The organism is Herbiconiux dendrobii, from assembly GCF_052048175.1.
Classification (GTDB): Bacteria; Actinomycetota; Actinomycetes; order Actinomycetales; family Microbacteriaceae; genus Herbiconiux.
In genome coordinates this window covers 490,434-507,513 of sequence record NZ_JBLZQV010000003.1, presented here as the reverse complement: position 1 = coordinate 507,513, position 17,080 = coordinate 490,434, and the positions used below count along the sequence as shown (strand labels likewise).

At 69.6% G+C, this 17,080-nt stretch carries 14 protein-coding genes and 1 tRNA gene; 8 read left to right on the top strand and 7 right to left on the bottom strand.

What is annotated here, in order from left to right:
• Positions 1-9: 9 nt before the first annotated feature.
• Both ACN4JJ_RS11370 and ACN4JJ_RS11365 read right to left on the bottom strand, forming a co-directional pair.
• Positions 10-1,317: a DUF4032 domain-containing protein gene (locus tag ACN4JJ_RS11370; protein ID WP_440710021.1), complete on the bottom strand. Its 1,308-nt coding sequence runs from the start codon at positions 1,315-1,317 to the stop codon at positions 10-12.
• A 4-nt stretch (positions 1,318-1,321) separates the two neighbouring features.
• The gene (locus tag ACN4JJ_RS11365) at positions 1,322-2,422 is read right to left on the bottom strand and encodes an ABC transporter ATP-binding protein (RefSeq protein ID WP_440710020.1); all 1,101 of its coding nucleotides are present in this window, start codon (positions 2,420-2,422) and stop codon (positions 1,322-1,324) included.
• A gap of 248 nt (positions 2,423-2,670) precedes the next feature.
• Between ACN4JJ_RS11365 and ACN4JJ_RS11360 the strand changes: the two genes are divergently transcribed.
• Together ACN4JJ_RS11360 and ACN4JJ_RS11355 are read left to right on the top strand one after the other, a co-directional pair.
• Entirely contained in the window at positions 2,671-3,576 is a 906-nt protein-coding gene (locus tag ACN4JJ_RS11360; RefSeq protein WP_440710019.1) for a DsbA family protein, read from the top strand.
• Between the two features lie 43 nt (positions 3,577-3,619).
• Positions 3,620-3,695, top strand: a tRNA-Thr gene (locus tag ACN4JJ_RS11355).
• A gap of 12 nt (positions 3,696-3,707) precedes the next feature.
• Here the strand turns inward: ACN4JJ_RS11355 and ACN4JJ_RS11350 are convergent.
• The 4 genes from ACN4JJ_RS11350 to msrB all read right to left on the bottom strand — a co-directional run bounded on the left by ACN4JJ_RS11350 (position 3,708) and on the right by msrB (position 6,771).
• A complete protein-coding gene (locus ACN4JJ_RS11350; protein ID WP_440710018.1) occupies positions 3,708-4,340 on the bottom strand; it encodes a hypothetical protein in 633 nt (210 codons plus the stop codon).
• A gap of 183 nt (positions 4,341-4,523) precedes the next feature.
• Positions 4,524-5,738, bottom strand: a complete 1,215-nt coding sequence (locus tag ACN4JJ_RS11345; protein ID WP_440710297.1) for an MFS transporter — start codon at positions 5,736-5,738, stop codon at positions 4,524-4,526.
• Positions 5,739-5,806: 68 nt separating this feature from the next.
• Positions 5,807-6,331 (bottom strand): nitroreductase family protein, encoded by a 525-nt coding sequence (locus ACN4JJ_RS11340; RefSeq protein ID WP_440710296.1) that lies wholly within the window; start codon positions 6,329-6,331, stop codon positions 5,807-5,809.
• 17 nt (positions 6,332-6,348) lie between these two features.
• Positions 6,349-6,771: a peptide-methionine (R)-S-oxide reductase MsrB gene (msrB, locus tag ACN4JJ_RS11335; RefSeq protein ID WP_440710017.1), complete on the bottom strand. Its 423-nt coding sequence runs from the start codon at positions 6,769-6,771 to the stop codon at positions 6,349-6,351.
• A 69-nt stretch (positions 6,772-6,840) separates the two neighbouring features.
• Here msrB and ACN4JJ_RS11330 point away from each other — a divergent pair, with 69 nt between their 5' ends.
• From ACN4JJ_RS11330 to groL, 6 genes are all read left to right on the top strand, one after another.
• Entirely contained in the window at positions 6,841-7,332 is a 492-nt protein-coding gene (locus tag ACN4JJ_RS11330) for a GNAT family N-acetyltransferase (protein ID WP_440710016.1), read from the top strand.
• Positions 7,333-7,379: 47 nt separating this feature from the next.
• A complete protein-coding gene (locus tag ACN4JJ_RS11325; RefSeq protein WP_440710015.1) occupies positions 7,380-7,673 on the top strand; it encodes a DUF3263 domain-containing protein in 294 nt (97 codons plus the stop codon).
• A 15-nt stretch (positions 7,674-7,688) separates the two neighbouring features.
• On the top strand, positions 7,689-8,306 hold the full coding sequence (locus ACN4JJ_RS11320; RefSeq protein WP_440710014.1) for a LytR C-terminal domain-containing protein: 618 nt from the start codon (positions 7,689-7,691) through the stop codon (positions 8,304-8,306).
• Positions 8,307-8,504: 198 nt separating this feature from the next.
• Positions 8,505-8,708, top strand: a complete 204-nt coding sequence (locus ACN4JJ_RS11315; protein WP_259486230.1) for a cold-shock protein — start codon at positions 8,505-8,507, stop codon at positions 8,706-8,708.
• Between the two features lie 68 nt (positions 8,709-8,776).
• Complete coding sequence (locus tag ACN4JJ_RS11310) at positions 8,777-9,841, top strand: DUF3048 domain-containing protein (RefSeq protein ID WP_440710013.1); 1,065 nt, start codon at positions 8,777-8,779, stop codon at positions 9,839-9,841.
• 111 nt (positions 9,842-9,952) lie between these two features.
• A complete protein-coding gene (gene groL, locus ACN4JJ_RS11305) occupies positions 9,953-11,572 on the top strand; it encodes a chaperonin GroEL (protein ID WP_440710012.1) in 1,620 nt (539 codons plus the stop codon).
• A gap of 645 nt (positions 11,573-12,217) precedes the next feature.
• On the opposite strand, the gene ACN4JJ_RS11300 is transcribed toward groL, so the two are convergent.
• Positions 12,218-17,080: a glycoside hydrolase family 3 N-terminal domain-containing protein gene (locus tag ACN4JJ_RS11300; RefSeq protein WP_440710011.1), complete on the bottom strand. Its 4,863-nt coding sequence runs from the start codon at positions 17,078-17,080 to the stop codon at positions 12,218-12,220.

Genomic DNA, 17,080 nt, shown 5'->3' with positions numbered 1-17,080 from the left:
ATCAGACGATCAGACGGTGAGGCGCCAGTCGGTTTCGGGCTCGGCGTCGTCGGGGGATGCGGTGGCGTCCTGGGTGGGGACGGGCAGGGTGATGGCCTCGGTGGGCGGGCCGATCACGGTGGCCTCGTCGCGGCGGTGGCGCAGCACCTCGTCGATGTAGGAGGAGAGCGCTTCGGCCAGGGGTACGTCGCGGCTCTGGTCCTGACTCATGAACCAACGGTGCTCGAGCAGCTGGTGGAACACCTCCGCCGGTTCGAGCTTGCCCTTGAGATCGCGGGGGATGGCCCGGATGACCGGTTCGAAGACACCGGCCAGCCACTGGTGGGCCACCATCTCCTCGTCCACGTCTTTGCGGCCGTACCGGGCCGAGTAGGAGTCGAGGTCGTTCAGCAGCCGGCGGGCCTGGTTCTCCTGGGCGTCGAGCCCGGTGAGGCGCAGCAGCCGGCGCTGGTGGTGCCCCGCGTCCACGACCTTCGGCTGGATGCGCACGGTCGTGCCGCCCTCGGTGGTCTTGATTGCGAGCTCTTCGATGTCGAAGCCGAGGTCGTTCAGGCGGTCGACGCGCTCGGCGATGCGCCAGCGCTCCGACGAGCTGAACGACTCGGAGCCGGTCAGTTCCTTCCAGAGCGAGCGGTACGCCGCCACGATGCCGTTGGAGACGGTGATCGGATCGAGGTCTTCGTCGGCGCGGCCGCCGGCCTCGAGGTCCATCAGCTCGCCGGCGATGTTCACGCGGGCGATCTCGAGGTCGTTCTCGCGCTGGCCGTTGGAGAGGCCGTCGTAGAGCTGGCCGGTCTCGGCGTCGACGAGGTAGGCCGCGAACGCGCCCGCATCCCGCCGGAAGAGCGTGTTCGAGAGCGACACGTCGCCCCAGAAGAAGCCGATCACGTGCAGGCGCACCAGCAGCACGGCGAGGGCGTCGACCAGGCGGGTGGCCGTGTCGGGCCGCAGGGTCTGCGAGAACAGCGCCCGGTACGGCAGCGAGAACTTCAGGTGCCGGGTGACCAGCGCCGAGCGCAGCGGCTCGCCGTCGGCGTCGTGGCGGTTGGTGATGACGGCGAGCGGGTCCACGCACGGCACGTCGAGTCGCTGCAGCGTGCGCAGCATCTCGTATTCGCGCTTGGCCATCTCGTCCGTCGTCTCCTTGATGGCGATGACGTGTCCGGAGAGGTGGGCGAAGCGCACGAGGTGGCGGGAGATGCCCTTGGGCAGCGCGGCGATGTACTCGTCGGGCCATTCGTCCAACGGCACCGACCACGGCAGATCCAGCAGTGCCGGATCCGCCGTGGCCGAGGTGATCGAAAGGGAGGTCGTCAACGGGTTAGGCGACCACGGCCTTGTTGCCGAGACGCTCGCCCGACTCGAGGTCGAACAGGTGCACGTGGCCGGGGGCGGCCGTGAGGTACACCTTGTCGCCCACGAAGGGGTGCGAACGGCCGTCGACGCGGGTGACGATGTCGGTACGCTTGCCGTCGATCTCGCTGTGGCCGTAGAGGTAGCCGTCGGCGCCGAGCTCTTCGATCAGGTCGACGACGACCTCGAGGCCCTCGCCCGGGGTGGAGGAGAGCACGATGTCCTCGGGCCGCACACCGATGGTGGCGCTGGTTCCGGATGCGCTGGCCAGCGTCTCGCGGTCGACGGGCACGATCGAGGTGCCGAACTTGATTCCCGTGTCGGCGAGGTCGGCGTGGAACAGGTTCATGGCGGGGCTGCCGATGAAGCCGGCCACGAACACGTTGTTCGGCTTCTCGTACAGGTCGCGCGGGGTGCCGACCTGCTGCAGCAGGCCGTCCTTCAGCACGGCGATCCGGTCGCCCATGGTGAGCGCCTCGGTCTGGTCGTGGGTGACGTAGACGGTGGTGACGCCCAGGCGGCGCTGGAGCGACGCGATCTGGGTGCGGGTCTGCACGCGCAGTTTGGCGTCGAGGTTCGACAGCGGCTCGTCCATCAGGAACACCTGGGGCTGACGCACGATGGCGCGGCCCATGGCGACGCGCTGACGCTGACCGCCCGAGAGGGCCTTCGGCTTGCGCGAGAGGTAGGGCTCGAGGTCGAGCAGCTTGGCGGCCTCGAGAACGCGGGTTGCGCGCTCGTCTTTGCCGACACCTGCGATCTTCAGCGCGAAGCCCATGTTCTCGGCCACGGTCATGTGCGGGTAGAGCGCGTAGTTCTGGAAGACCATCGCGATGTCGCGGTCTTTCGGGGGGATGTCGGTGACGTCGCGGTCACCGATCAGGATGCGGCCCTCGTTGACCTCTTCGAGGCCGGCGAGCATGCGCAGCGAGGTGGACTTTCCACAGCCCGAGGGGCCGACCAGTACGAGGAACTCGCCGTCGGCGACCTCGAGGTCGAGCTTGTCGACCGAGGCGCGAGTGGAACCCGGGTAGATACGGGAGGCTTTGTCGAAAGTGACGGACGCCATGATTCATTACTCCTTCACCGGCAGGTACGTGCCGGACGATCCGTTGTGATGGATGGAACCGGGTCTGCATCGTCGAAGACCCACAGATCAGTATCGCACGCCTGTGGCGCAGCGCGGCTCCCCATCGCGCTCTGGCGAACTCCCAGACAGGGTTCCTACTATCCTTGAGTGGTCCTCGCCCACCCGGCCCCGACCTGAGCGCCCACCCGGCGCCCTCTCCACTCACCCAGTCTCCGGAGTTTGCACGAATGACCACTGGCGGATCCGACGATCGACAGTCCAAGAACCAGCGTCGAGAGGCGGCTCGGGAGAAGGCGAAGCAGCTCCGCGAGGAGCAGCGCAAGAAAGACGTCCGCAACCGCGTCATCCTGATCAGCTCGCTGAGCGTCGTCGTGATCGCCATCGTCGTCGGCATCACCCTGGTCATCACCTCCACGCTCAAGCCGGCCGGCCCGGGCCCGCTGAACATGGCCAGCGACGGCATCCAGATCGGCCAGGGCTTCACGGCGGTCACCACCCCGGCGCTGGCCTCCGGTGAAGACCCCGTGCCCACGGTCAACGACCCGGCATCCGGAACCGTCGACATCCGGCTGTACGTCGACTATATGTGCCCCTACTGCGGCCAGTTCGAGACCACGAACAACGCGCAGATCGGCGAGTGGTTGCAGTCGGGCGCCGCGACGGTCGAGATCCACCCGCTGTCGATCCTGGACCGCTCCTCGCTCGGCACGAAGTACTCCACCCGGGCGGCGAACGCGGCGGCCTGCGTGGCCAACTACGCGCCCGACCAGTTCTGGGCCTTCAACGGCCTGCTCTACTCCAACCAGCCGGAGGAGAACTCGTCGGGGCTGGACGACGACACCATCAAGGGCCTCGTCGAGCAGGCCGGGGTGACGGATGCCGGCGACATCGACTCCTGCATCGACGACACACAGTTCAAGGGCTGGGTGGCGGATGCGACCTCCCGCGCGCTGCAGGGACCGCTGCCGAACACCGACGAGCAGGCCGTCACCGGCACCCCCACGGTGCTCGTCAACGGCCAGAAGTACTCCGGTTCGCTGACCGACCCCGACGCCTTCTCGGCGTTCGTGGTGCAGGTCGCGGGCGAGGCGTACTCCACCGCGACCCCCACGCCGACGCCCGCCGCGGGCTGACGCGCGGCCGCGAGGCTACACTAGGGTGGTTTCACCACCACCAGCCGGCTTGGCGCAATTGGTAGCGCACCGCTCTTGTAAAGCGGGGGTTGCGGGTTCAAGTCCCGCAGCCGGCCCCACTCCCACAGCCATCAGAGCGTGAAGTTCACCGTCTGGCCGGTGGCCTCCACGCGCACCACGAAGCGGCCGTGGCCGGCGTCGCCCTGCGGCACCGGGATGACGACGCTGCCCGAGGCGATGCCGTTGGGGAACACGCGCGGGAAGTCGTAGAGCGAATCCGTGCGCGCCGGATCGGCGACCGCGTCGTGCTGCTCGCCCTCCGCGTCGACGTAGGAGAAGGTCAGGTCATCGGTGACGATCGAGGTGTCGGTGCCCACGTAGCCGGCCTGCACCGGCAGCACGATGTACCCGGAGTCCGTCTCCTGGGGCACGTCGAGGCCGTCCGCCGCACCGGCGTCGAGGATCGGCTGCCCCAGGGCGATCGTCCACGCGGCGCCGCCGGTCGTGCAGACGACCGTGGCGCCGAGGGGGAACGGCGACTCGTCCGAGCCGTCCAGGTCTGCCAGCTCGGGGTAAGGATTGCCGGTTCCGGTGTCGCCGGTCGTCATGCCCAGCGCGCACCGGGCATCCGCCGTGCCTGTCGTGGTCGTACTCGCTCGCGAGGCACGGGGCGCGAGATACACGCTGCCGGCCGTGAGCGCGCCGATGAGGGCGGCCGCCGTCAGGGCGGCGGAGATCGGGATTCGGGCAGACTTCATCGCCATGGGGATCAATTCTTCTCGAGTCGTCCGCAGCCGGAGGGTCACCGGCTTCCGCCTCGGGTAAGGCGTGCGGAGTAAGAGGACAACGATAGGCCGCACCCGGGAAGGCCGCCACGGGTTCCCAGTCAGCTGTCGAACTGCTCCCAGGTCATACGGAGGAACCCGGGACGCGGCGGCGGCGTGGGTTCAGTCGCCCTCTCGGCTGCGACCGCGGCGCTCCACGCCGAACGAGATCATCAGGGCCGTGAAGCCGATGGCGGCGAGACCGACGCCCACGTAGGCGGGTGAGATGTAGCCGAGGCCCGCGGTGATGGCGAGGCCGCCGAGCAGGGCCCCGAGCGAGTTGCCGATGTTCAGGGACGAGTGGTTGAGGGCCGCGGCGATCGACTGGGCGTTGTGCGCGACATCCATCAGCCGGGTCTGGATGGCGGGGGAGCAGGCTCCGGCGAACAGGCCGACGAACAGCACGGAGACGAACAACCCGGGCACCGTGTGCGCGAAGAGCGCGAACGCCAGCACCGACAGGCCGACGCCCAGCACGCTGATGACAAGCGAGCGCTTCACCGAGCGGTCGGTGAGCCAGCCGGCGAGGAAGTTGCCCACGGTCATCCCGACTCCGAAGGCCACGAGCACGAACGGCACGATGCCGGCGTCCAGGCCTGTGACGTCGGTGACCACGGGGGCGATGTAGGTGTAGACGGCGAAGATGCCGCCGAAGCCGATCGAGCCGACCGCGAGGGTCAGCCACACCTGCGGACGGCGGAAGGCGCTCAGCTCGTTGCGCATGGTGGCCGTCGGATCGCCGGCGCGGTACGGCACCGTCAGCGCGATGGCCGCCAGCGTGACGGCGAAGATGATGGCCACGACGAGGTAGGTGCTGCGCCAGCCGAAGGTCTGGCCCACGAAGGTTCCGAACGGCACCCCGACCACGTTCGCGATGGTGAGACCGCCGAGCACGAACGCCACCCCGCGGGCCCGCTTGCCCGGCCCCATCAGCGAGGCGGCGACGAGCGAGGCGATGCCGAAGTACGCGCCGTGCGGCAGGGCGCTGAAGAAGCGCGCCGCCAGCACGAGGCCGAACGAGGGCAGGATCGCCGAGAGCAGGTTGCCCACCACGAACACCGTCACGAGCACGATCAGCAGGCGCTTGCGCGGCCAGCGGGCGGCCGCGGCCGCGATCGTCGGAGCGCCCACCACCACACCGAGCGCGTAGGCCGAGACGAGCAGGCCGGCCTGGGCGTTGGCGCCCGAGGGGTCGACCGCGTACTGGGCCGGCAGCAGATCGGCGGCGATGTCGGGCAGCAGCCCCATCGTCACGAACTCGGTGACGCCGATGCCGAATCCGCCCAGGGCGAGCGCGAGGATGGCGAGCCAGCGCCGGGCGGGGCTCACCGGTGGCACCGCGGCGGAGTCGTCGGCGAGGTCGTGCGGGGTGGAGGAGACGGGGGAGGTGGAGACGGCCTCGCCGCTCACAGCGCGCTGAGGTGCTCGGAGACCCGGATACGGCGCTTGGGCCGCAGCACGCGGGAGCGCTCGGGCATGCCGCCCACGTACAGCCAGCCGAGCAGCTCCTCGTTCTTGCCGAGCCCGTGGGCCTTGTTCACGGCCTTCGCCCGGGTCTGCGAGCCGGTGCGCCAGAACACGCCCCAACCCTCGTCGGCCAGCACGAGCGAGAGATTGTGGGCGACACCGGATGCCACGGCCTCCTGCTCCCAGCGCGCGACCTTGCTCTTCTTGAACGACACGACGACGGCGAGCACGAGCGGTGCGCGGCGGGCCTTCGAGCGCTGCTTCGGGGCGTCCTTCTTCTTGCCCTCGGCTTTGGCGAACGCGTCGCCGAGGCGGTCGCGGGCGTCGCCGCGGATCTCGATGATCCGCCAGGGCCGCAGATGGCTGTGGTCGGCGACCTGGCCGGCCGCCTCGACGTACTCGGCCAGTTCGGCCGGGGTGGGCGCAGCATCCGTCACCTTCGACGACGAGCGCCGGGTGAGCATGGCCTCCTTGACGCCGGTCACGCCTCCTCGGTGGCTTCCGGCTCGGCGGCGGTGAAGTTCAGCGAGATCGAGTTCATGCAGTAGCGGTCGCCGGTGGGCGTCTGCGGGGCGTCGTCAAACAGGTGGCCGAGGTGCGAGCCGCAGTTCGAGCAGCGCACCTCGGTGCGCACCATCCCCAGCGAACGGTCTTCGATCAGCTCGACGGCGTCGGAGCCGGTGGGGTCGTAGAAGCTCGGCCAACCGCAGTGCGAGTCGAACTTGGTGGTGCTGCGGAACAGCTCCTGGCCGCAGGCCTTGCACGTGTAGACGCCCTCGCGGCCCTCGTCGAGCAGCTCGCCCGTCCAGGGGCGCTCGGTGGCGGCCTCGCGCAACACCGCGAACTCGTCGGCCGACAGCTCGTCGCGCCACTCGTCGTCGGACTTCGATACCTGATAGCTCATGCGGGGGTGCTCCTGCGTGTTCGGACCGTGCTCGGATTCACTGTCGATCATCCCAGTAAACTCTGCACGGTGCCTCACCATTCCCTCCACCGCGCCCGGTTCGACGAGTTGACCACCCGCGAGCTGTACGCCATCGCGAAGCTGCGCACCGACGTCTTCTACGTCGAGCAGAAGGTCGACGAGAGCGAGCTCGACTGGCGCGACGCCGAGCCCGAGACCGTTCACGTCTGGCTGACCGCGGGCGAGCAGGGTCCGGATGCCGGCGAGGTCGTCGCCTACCTCCGCGTGCTGCGCGACGCCGAGGCCGAGCACCTCGACGCGCACCGCGTGATCGGCCGGGTGGTCACGCATCCCGCGCACCGCGGCCAGGGCCTGGCCCGCACGCTGCTGGACGCCGTGATCGCGGAGTTCGGCGCCGAGTCGATGCTGCTGCACGCGCAGTGCTACATCGTCCCCCTCTATCTGGGTGTCGGATTCGTGCCCTTCGGCGAGGAATACGTCGAGGCCGGCATCGCCCATCGATCGATGTTCCGGCCCGCCGACGCTATCGGCTCCCGTTGAGGCGTGCAGCCATATGATGTCGGAGAAGTTCGAGTGAAGGGAATGCCATGGCTGTCGCAGACGAGCTGCCGATGCCGTCGGCGAACCCCCGGCCGCTCGCCGAACGCGACGCCCGCATCCTGAGTTTCGAACGCAGCTGGTGGCGTCATGCCGGCGCCAAGGAGCAGGCCATCCGCAAGGAGTTCGGCCTGTCGTCCGCTCGCTACTACCAGCTGCTCGGCGTGCTGATCGACTCCCCGGCCGCCCTCGCACACGACCCGATGCTCATCAAGAGGCTCCAGCGGGTGCGGGAGGCGCGGCTGGCCGCCCGCTCCGCACGCCTGCTCTCGCGCGACGACTAGGACTCCGCCCGACCCATGTCACGTTTCACCACAGACAGCTTCGACGCCCTGCCCGCCCACCCCGACCGCGTCGGCGCGCACCGCGGCCCCGCCCCGCGCGGCCGCGGCTGGATCGTCTTCGCCTGGGCCGCCCTGGCCACGGTTCTGCTGGTCGGCGCCGGCATCACCTACCTCGCCGTGATCAACAACAACATCCAGTTCACGGATGCGTTCGGCGGCTCCTCCTCCTCGGCCGCGCCGGTCGACACCCCCACCCCCACGCCCACGGTGACGCCGGTCACCGACGGCACCCTCGCGGTCACCGTCCTGAACGGCACCGACAACGTGGGCCTCGCCGGGCGGGTGGGTGAGGCCGCCGTGGCGAGCGGCTGGAACGTCGCCACGATGGCGAACGCCAGCTCCACCGACTTCTCCACCACCACCGTCTATTACGAAGACCCGGCCAACGAGGCGGCCGCGCTCGGCCTCGCCCAGCTGCTCGGCGACGTGCCGGCCGTGCAGTCCTCCACCTTCCAGGGGGCGGCGCTCACCGCCGTGCTCGGCACCGACTACGCCGGCCCGGGCCTCACCGCCGCCGAGGGCGAGGCACCCGCCGAAGACCCGGCCGCGGAAGAGCCGGCCTCGGGGGAGTAGACGGGCCCTTCTCCCAGGCCTCCGAGGCGTCATCCGGCGCCCAATATTTCACGCGTGTTTCCGTCGTGTTGATTCCCGGTCACGGTTTGGACAATTGCCCGTTCCGGCCGTTTTCCGCCGTTCCCATCGGATTAGTATCTGGAATTGGTTGCGGCAAACTGTGCCGCTGCTGCAGAAACACAGCACTCGGGAGTAACAATGGCGAACGGAACCGTCAAGTGGTTCAACGCTGAAAAGGGCTACGGCTTCATCACCGTCGACGGCGGTGGACAGGATGTCTTCGTGCACTACTCGGCGATCGATATGTCGGGCTACAAGGTGCTCGAAGAGGGCCAGCAGGTCGTCTTCGAGGTCGGCACCGGGTCCAAGGGGCCTCAGGCGGAATCCGTCCGACTGGCGTGAGCCCGCAGGATCTCCGGCGCCGCGCGGGCGGCGCCGTGGCATCCGGCTGCCTTCGCTAGTCTGTGCTGGTGATCAACCGGCGACGACGCTCCTCACGTCTGGGCGCGATCCTGTCCGTGCTGATCGCGGGCGGCCTGCTCACCGGGTGCGTCGCGGATGCGCCCGATGCGTCGGGCACTCCGAAGCCGACAGCGGCGTTCCTCTCCGACTACGTCACACCGGCACCGATGGTCCCGGCGCCTTTGCGCGGCACGCTCGTGCCCGAGGGGACGCTCACCTCGCCGTCGCTCGCGGCCAAGATCGACAACCACGAAGACGCCCGGCCCCAGATCGGGCTGGAGCGCACCGACCTCGTCTTCGAGGAGCTCGTCGAGGGTGGCCTCACCCGATACGTGGCCGTGCGGCAGTCCGACCTGCCCGACCTGATCGGGCCCGTGCGCTCGATCCGGCCGATGGATCCCGACATCATCTCCCCGCTCGGCGGCATCGTCGCCTTCTCGGGCGGGCAGGAGCAGTTCGTCCGGATGATGGAGGCGACTCCCGTCTACAACGCCATCCACGGCGAGAGCGACACCGAGTCGACGTTCTTCCGGATGGACGGGCGCGACAGTCCGCACGACGTGGTGGTGAAGGCCGCCGACCTGGTGGCCGAGCACTCCGAGCTGGCCGCGCCGTCGCAGCAGTTCGCCTACTCCTTCGACGTACCGTCGTCGAGTGCGGCGATCGACGGATCGCCTTCGGCGTCCCTCGCCCTCGTCTTCTCCGACGCCCGCTACCCGGGCTGGGACTGGGACGCGGCATCCGGAGCCTTCCTGCGCTCGCAGGAGGGCGAGCCCGACCTCGACGCGAACGGCGGCCGGCTCTCGGCGGTCAACGTGGTGACCCTGCGGGTCGACGAGGCCTACACGTACGACGAAGAGGTGCCGCAGGCGCTGCTCGTGGCCTCGGGCGAGGCCTGGGTGTCGACCGGCGGCAAGACGCTGCACGCCACCTGGGCGAAGGATGCGCGGGATGCGCCGATCCGTCTGCTCGACGACAGCGGCGCCACCGTGCGCCTGGCCCCGGGGAACACCTGGGTGGAACTCGTGCCTGTGGATGAGGGCAGCGTCACGATCGTGCCTCCCGCGGCGTAACGTCACTTGCACTCGGGGTGCCCGAGTGCCAGTATTGCTTTAGCACTCGTGAACTCTGAGTGCTAAAACACTTGAATCTTTGAAGACGTCCAGGGAGGACGAGAAACACACATGGCAAAGATCATTGCTTTCGATGAAGAGGCCCGCCGCGGCCTCGAGCGTGGCCTGAACACGCTCGCCGACGCCGTCAAGGTGACGCTTGGCCCGCGCGGTCGCAACGTCGTCCTCGAGAAGAAGTGGGGCGCTCCCACGATCACCAACGACGGCGTGTCCATCGCCAAGGAGATCGAGCTCGACGACCCCTACGAGAAGATCGGTGCCGAGCTCGTCAAGGAGGTCGCCAAGAAGACCGACGACGTCGCGGGCGACGGCACCACCACCGCCACCGTGCTGGCTCAGGCCCTGGTCAAGGAAGGCCTCCGCAACGTGGCCGCCGGCGCCGACCCGATCTCGCTCAAGAAGGGCATCGAGAAGGCCGTCGCCGCCGTCTCCGCCGAGCTGATCAAGAACGCCAAGGAGATCGAGACCAAGGAAGAGATCGCGGCCACCGCGTCCATCTCCGCGGCCGACCCCGAGATCGGCGCGATCATCGCCGAGGCCATCGACAAGGTGGGCAAGGAAGGCGTCGTCACCGTCGAGGAGTCGAACACCTTCGGCACCGAGCTCGAGCTGACCGAGGGCATGCGCTTCGACAAGGGCTACCTGTCGGCGTACTTCGTCACCGACCCCGACCGCCAGGAAGCCGTCTTCGAAGACCCCTACATCCTGATCGTCAACAGCAAGGTCTCGAACATCAAAGACCTGCTGCCGATCGTGGACAAGGTCATCCAGACCGGCAAGCAGCTGCTCATCATCGCGGAAGACGTCGACGGCGAGGCCCTGGCCACGCTCGTCGTGAACAAGATCCGCGGCATCTTCAAGTCGGTCGCCGTCAAGGCCCCCGGCTTCGGTGACCGCCGCAAGGCTCAGCTGCAGGACATCGCCATCCTCACCGGTGGTCAGGTCATCGCCGAGGAGGTCGGTCTCAAGCTCGAGAACGTCACCCTCGACCTGCTCGGTCAGGCCCGCAAGGTCGTCATCACCAAGGACGAGACCACGATCGTCGAAGGCGCCGGAGACCCCGAGGCCATCGCCGGACGCGTGTCTCAGATCCGTTCCGAGATCGAGAACACCGACAGCGACTACGACCGTGAGAAGCTCCAGGAGCGTCTCGCCAAGCTCGCCGGCGGTGTCGCGGTCATCAAGGCCGGTGCCGCCACCGAGGTCGAGCTGAAGGAGCGCAAGCACCGCATCGAAGACGCCGTGCGCAACGCCAAGGCCGCAGTCGAAGAGGGCATCGTCGCCGGTGGTGGCGTGGCCCTCATCCAGGCCGGCAAGACCGCCTTCGCCAACCTCGACCTCAAGGGCGACGAGGCGACCGGTGCGAACATCGTCAAGGTGGCCATCGAGGCCCCCCTGAAGCAGATCGCGTTCAACGCCGGTCTCGAGCCCGGAGTCGTCGCCGCCAAGGTGCGCGACCTCGACTACGGCTGGGGCCTCAACGCCGCGACCGGTGAGTACGTCGACCTCCTGGCCGCCGGCATCATCGACCCGGCCAAGGTCACCCGCTCTGCCCTGCAGAACGCGGCGTCCATCGCCGGTCTGTTCCTCACGACCGAGGTCGTCGTGGCCGACAAGCCCGAGCGCAACCCGGCTCCGGCCGGCGACCCCACGGGTGGCATGGACTTCTAGTCCTTCACTTCGCACAACAAAGAACGGGCGGTCCCTTCGGGGCCCGTCCGTTTTTTGTTGCGCTCGTGCCGCGCCGGTCCCCGCCCGGCGCGGGCGACATGTTCGCGTGCGGTCGGAGGCCTCGGCCTGCGGTCGAGGCCTCCGGCCACGCGCTCACCCTGGGTCGTCGGGTAGGGCCTGGGGCGCTGGGTCGTCGGGTAGGGCCTGGGGCGTTGGGTCGTCGGGTAGGGCCTGGGGCGCTGGGTCGTCGGGTAGGGCCTGGGGCGTTGGGTCGTCGGGTAGGGCCTGGGGCGCTGGGTCGTCGGGTAGGGCCTGGGGCGTTGGGTCGTCGGGTAGGGCCTGGGGCGCTGGGTCGTCGGGTAGGGCCTGGGGCGTTGGGTCGTCGGGTAGGGCCTGGGGCGCTGGGTCGTCGGGTAGGGCCTGGGGCGTTGGGTCGTCGGGTAGGGCCTGGGGCGCTGGGTCGTCGGGTAGGGCCTGGGGCGTTCGCCGGCCCCTCGTGGCGCCCCGCGGCCCCGCCCTTCCCCGCACGGGTCGGGCGCGGTCACGGTTACGACGGAGTTTGAGGGCGAAGGGGGGCGACGACGGAGTGTGAGCCCGTCGAGGGGTGCACACTCCGTCGTCGCTGCGCCGGGTGGGGGTGCCGGGTTACGGGGTGGTGCGGCGGCGGCGACGGATGACGAAGGTCGTTCCTGCTGCCAGGAGCGCCAAGGCCGCGAGGACGATCAGGGCCGGCTGAGCGCCCGTGGCGGCGAGGTCGCCCGAGGCCGACCCGTCGCCCGGGGACGTGCCCGTGCCGCCCGAACCCGGCGTGCCCGAACCCGGCGTCGCGGTGCCGGGCGTCCCTGCGCCGGGGTCGGTGCCGGGGTCGGTTCCCGGGTCCGTCCCGGGCTCGGGAGCCACGACCGTGACACCGAAGACCGAGGCCAGCAGAGTGATCGCCGTGACCGGGTCGCCGCTCTGCAGCGCGTGCTCGGCGTCGGCGGTGACGCCCTCGGAGGCGTCGCCCGTCACGGCGGTACCGCCCACCATCGCGGCCTGAGCCAGGTCGCGCACCACCGACGTCACCTCGTCGGTCGCCGCGAGTGTCGGGGCGTCAAGACCCGAGAGCGTCACCGACGCCGCCAGGGAGACCGAGGCGGTGGCCGCGGCAGGCACCAGAGCCGCCGCAGCGTTCGCCGCGAGCTGCGCCACCGTCGCGCGCGCCTCGGCCGTGTCGAGCACTGCACCCGAGGCGTCCCACACCGGGGCCGCCACGAGAGCGTCCACCGCCGTGCGTGCCGCCGAGCCGGCCGGCAGCGATGCCGACAGCGCCGTCAGACGACCGAGCGGCGCGTCTGTCCGCTCACCCCAGCCGTAGGCGTACAGGGGCTGGTAGTCGTCGTCACCCACGTTGATCGGCACCTGCGAGGCGTCGGCCGGCCAGGTGAGGGGCAGCCGCCCGGTGAACGCGGTGTCGCCGAAGAGCGTGTCGGCGACGCCGGCACCCTCGCTGCCCGGCAAGAACGAGGCCACGAGCCCGGAGATCTCGCCGAGCTGGTCGGTGACCAGCTGCGTGCGACCGGCCACCACGAGCACGACACACGTCATGGCACCGCAGACCTTGTCGATCGTGGCCTGATCGGATGCGCTCAACGACAGGCTGTGCCCGTTGTTCCCCACATCGCCCTGGCCCTCGGCATACGGCGTCTCACCCACGACCACCACGCCGACATCGCTGCCGGTCATGGGTGCGGACGCGTCTTTCGAGTAGGTGATCGTCGCATCCGGAGCCACCTGCTGCATACCGGCGAGGATGGTGGTGCCGGTCGTGGCCGTGGGGCCGGAGCCGCCCTGCCAGGAGATCGTCCAGCCTCCCATCTGGTTGCCCAGGTCGTCGGCGTTCGACCCGGCGACGTACACCGCCGCATCCTTCGCCAGCGGCAGCACGCCGTCGTTCTTCAGCAGCACCTGCGACTCCGCGGCCGCCTGGCGGGCGTCGGCGCGGTGGGCGTCGCCACCGAACTGGTCGGCCAGGCTGCGGTCGGCGAACGGCTGCTCGAACAGTCCGAGCTCGAACTTCTGGGTGAGGATGCGGCGCACCGCGTCGTCGACCCGATCGGGCGAGATCGTCTTGGTCGTGGTCACGGCGTCGGTCACACTCGTGATGAAGGCGCCGAAGTTGTAGGGCGCCATCGCCATGTCGAGTCCCGAGTTCACCGAGCGCACCACCTTGTCGGCGTAGGTTCCGCCCGGCAGCTTGTCGATACCCTCCCAGTCGCTGATGAGGAACCCGTCGAAGCCGAGGTCGCCCTTCAGCAGGTCGGTGTTGAGCGCCGTGTTCTCGTGCATGCGCACGTCACCGGCGCCACCGATGTCGACGCCCGAGTACGACGGCATGATGCTGCCCACACCCGCGTCGATCGACGGGATGTACGGGTCGACGAAGGTGGTCATGAACTGCTCCATCGACGGCGACTCGGTGAGCCCCTGGTCGATGGGGTAGCCGTTGCCGGCCTTCGACGGGTCGTAGGTGGTTCCGCCGTCGCCCACCCAGTGCTTCGAGGTGGCGAGCACCTCGTCGGCGCCCGACTTGTCCGACGGGTCGGTGCCCTGCAGGCCCACCGTGTTCGGCGCGGCGAAGTTCGTCACCAGAGCCGGGTCTTCACCGAACGACTCGTAGGTGCGGCCCCAGCGCTCGTCGCGGCTCACGCACAGGCAGGGTGCGAAGGCCCAGTTCACACCGGTGGTCTTCGTCTCGATCGCGGTGTCGCGGGCGAGCTGCTCCACCAGCGCGGGGTCGCGCGTGGCCCCGAGCCCGATGTTGTGCGGGAAGATCGTCGCGTCGAGCACGTTGCTGTGCCCGTGCACGGCGTCAGCGCCGTACAGCAGCGGAATCTGCAGCGAGGTCGACAGCGCCTGCCGCTGGAAGCCGTCGATCATGGCCGCCCACGCCTCCGGGGTGTTTTCGGCCGGAGTCGAGCCGCCGCCCGAGAGGATCGAACCGAGCCCGAGGTCGGCGATCTGGCTGGGCGAGGTGAGGCCGAGGCGTTCCGCCTGCGCCATCTGCCCCACCTTCTCGGCCAGGCTCATCCGGCCCATGAGGTCGTCGACGCGCGCGTCGATCGACAACGACGGGTCGAGGTAGGGGAGTCCGTGCGCGTTCACCACGATGCGAGGCGCGGATGCCGGCAGCTGGGCGCCGTCGGCGTCGAGCACGACGGGAATGCTGCGCGCCTGATCACCGCTCGAGCCGGCGGCAAGCGCCGACACGTCGAAGACCTGCGTCGTTCCCGACTCGGTGCCGGCCGCGAACGTGAGTGAGCCTGAGAAGTCGGCCACGTGCGTGCCGACCTCGGCGGTGCCCGTTCCGGGACTGTAGGCCACCTCCACGGCGTCGGTGAGCGGCTCGCCGTTCGAGGTGCTGAGGGTGACCCCCACCTGCGCGGTGTCTCCCGGGTTCAGCAGGTAGACATCCTGAGTGGTGCTGAGCGTGAGGTTCGCGGCCTGCTCCGGCGTGCCGTAGAGCTGCACGTCGTCGACGGCCCAGCCGGTGCTGGTCGGTTTCCCCGGAGCGAAGGTGATGGCGAAGCCCCAGGCGCTCGTCAGATCGAGGGTGCCGTTCTGGGTCTCGGCGCTGCCCGGCTGGTAGGCGCCGATGGAGAAGGCGCTGAACGGGATCTCCACCAGTTTCCAACGGCTCGTGGAGCTGCCCCAGTTGTCTTTGAACGTGGCCGCCCAGAGCTCGGAGTGCTCGCCGTCGGGTCCGCCGTCCTTCAGCTCGACCTTGATGTCGTCGCCCGCGGTGGGCGAGGCGGGATTGCTGGCCTGCGAGGCATACCACCAGAAGCGGAGGCCCTGGTAGGAACTCCAATCCTGCGACGACGCGAGGTTGTCGCTGAATCCGGCGTACCCACCGGCCGGAATGAGGTAGGTGCCCGAGAGCACCTTGTTGTCGGGCACGTCGCCGCGGGCCTGAGAGGTGACATCCATGGTGGCGAGACCCTCGCTCGAGCCCCAGGTGAAGAAGCCCACGGGCTCGGTGGAGCTGCCGATCGGCACCTCGCCCTGGAAGTCCTCGAGGGTGGTGGCGCGTTCGAACACGGCGAAGTCGTCGAACGTCCAGGTGCCGGCGCCGAGCCCGGTGAGGGTGACGGCGAAACCGGTCGAGGCGGAGGGCGCGAAGCGGGCCGGATTCGACGGGTCGCCCTTCAGGCGGAGGTCGGTGAAGAGCACGCTCACCGGGCGCCAGCCGACGCTGTCGTCGACGATCGATCGGTCGAACAGCTGCCCGCCCGACTTCACCTCGTAGCTCAGCGTCTTGCCGCTGCCGGTGCCGAGGAACCAGAAGCCGAAGCCGTCGGAGGCCGACCAGTCCTGCACGGCGGTGTCGTTGGTGAACCCGAACCAGTCGGAGGCGGTCGGGACGCCCGAGACGGTGGCCACGAGAACGTGGTTGTCGGTCGGGGCGCCGGGGACGGTGTCATCGAGGGCCGTGGTGAGCGCGGGCTTCACGGCATCAGTGCTCGCCCAGGTGGAGTAATCGGAGGGCACCCCCGACTCGAAGCCCTGCAGCACGGTGCTCCGGCCGTCGTTCGGCAGGTCGCCGGTGGGTCGGATCGTGACCACGGCGGTGTTGCGCGTGCCGATGGTGATGCCGTCGGACGGGTCGCTCAGCGTGAGCGTGAAGGTGTGCACGGGTGCGAGGGCGCCGTGCGACACGGTCGGCACGACGATGTCGGCCGAGGTCTGGCCGGCGGGGATGGTGAGGGTCTCGTCGACCTCGGTGTAGTCGGTGCCGGCCTCGCCGGAACCGTCGGTGCTCGTGACGCGCACCGACTGGTCGGCATCCGCCGGGCTGTTCAGGCTGACGGTGGCCGTCGCATCGGCGCCTGCGCCCACGTCGACGGCCTGGGAGGCGAAGCCGGCGGTCGGCACGGCGACCGTGCCGTGTACCGCGAAGGTGTAGACGGAGTAGCCGTAGTAGTGCAGCGTCGGCGCCTCCCAGGTGGCGGCGGCGCGCTTCAGCATGGCGAGGCGCACGTACCGGGCCTCGACCGGGGCGCTGAACGTGACGTCCTCGGTGCCGCCGACGCCGGCGGTCTGCGAGGATGCGGTGCTCCAGCTCGCGGGATCATCGGGGTTCGCCGTGGCGACCTGCACGTCGTAGGCCACCGCGTAGGCGGCTTCCCAGCTGATCGAGACGCCGGAGACGGTGGCCACCGAGCCCAGGTCGCTCGTGAGCGACGCCGTGAAGAGCGTGTCGGAGTCGGGTCCGTTGCCGCTCGCCCAGCGCGTGCTGGCATTGCCGTCGGTCGCGTTCGAGGCCGGGAAAGAGCCGTCTTGGTCGTTCTGCGACGCCGACGCCGTAGTGGTACCGCTCAGAGCGAGGTCGGGCTCGGCCGCGGTGGCCGCGGGGCCGGTGGTCAGGAACGCGCCCATCAGCGCGGTCACGACTCCGGCGGCGAGCAGGCCGCGCAGGGGTGTGCGGGGCGGACGGATGGCGGTGGACCTCTGGCCGGATGCGGGCAC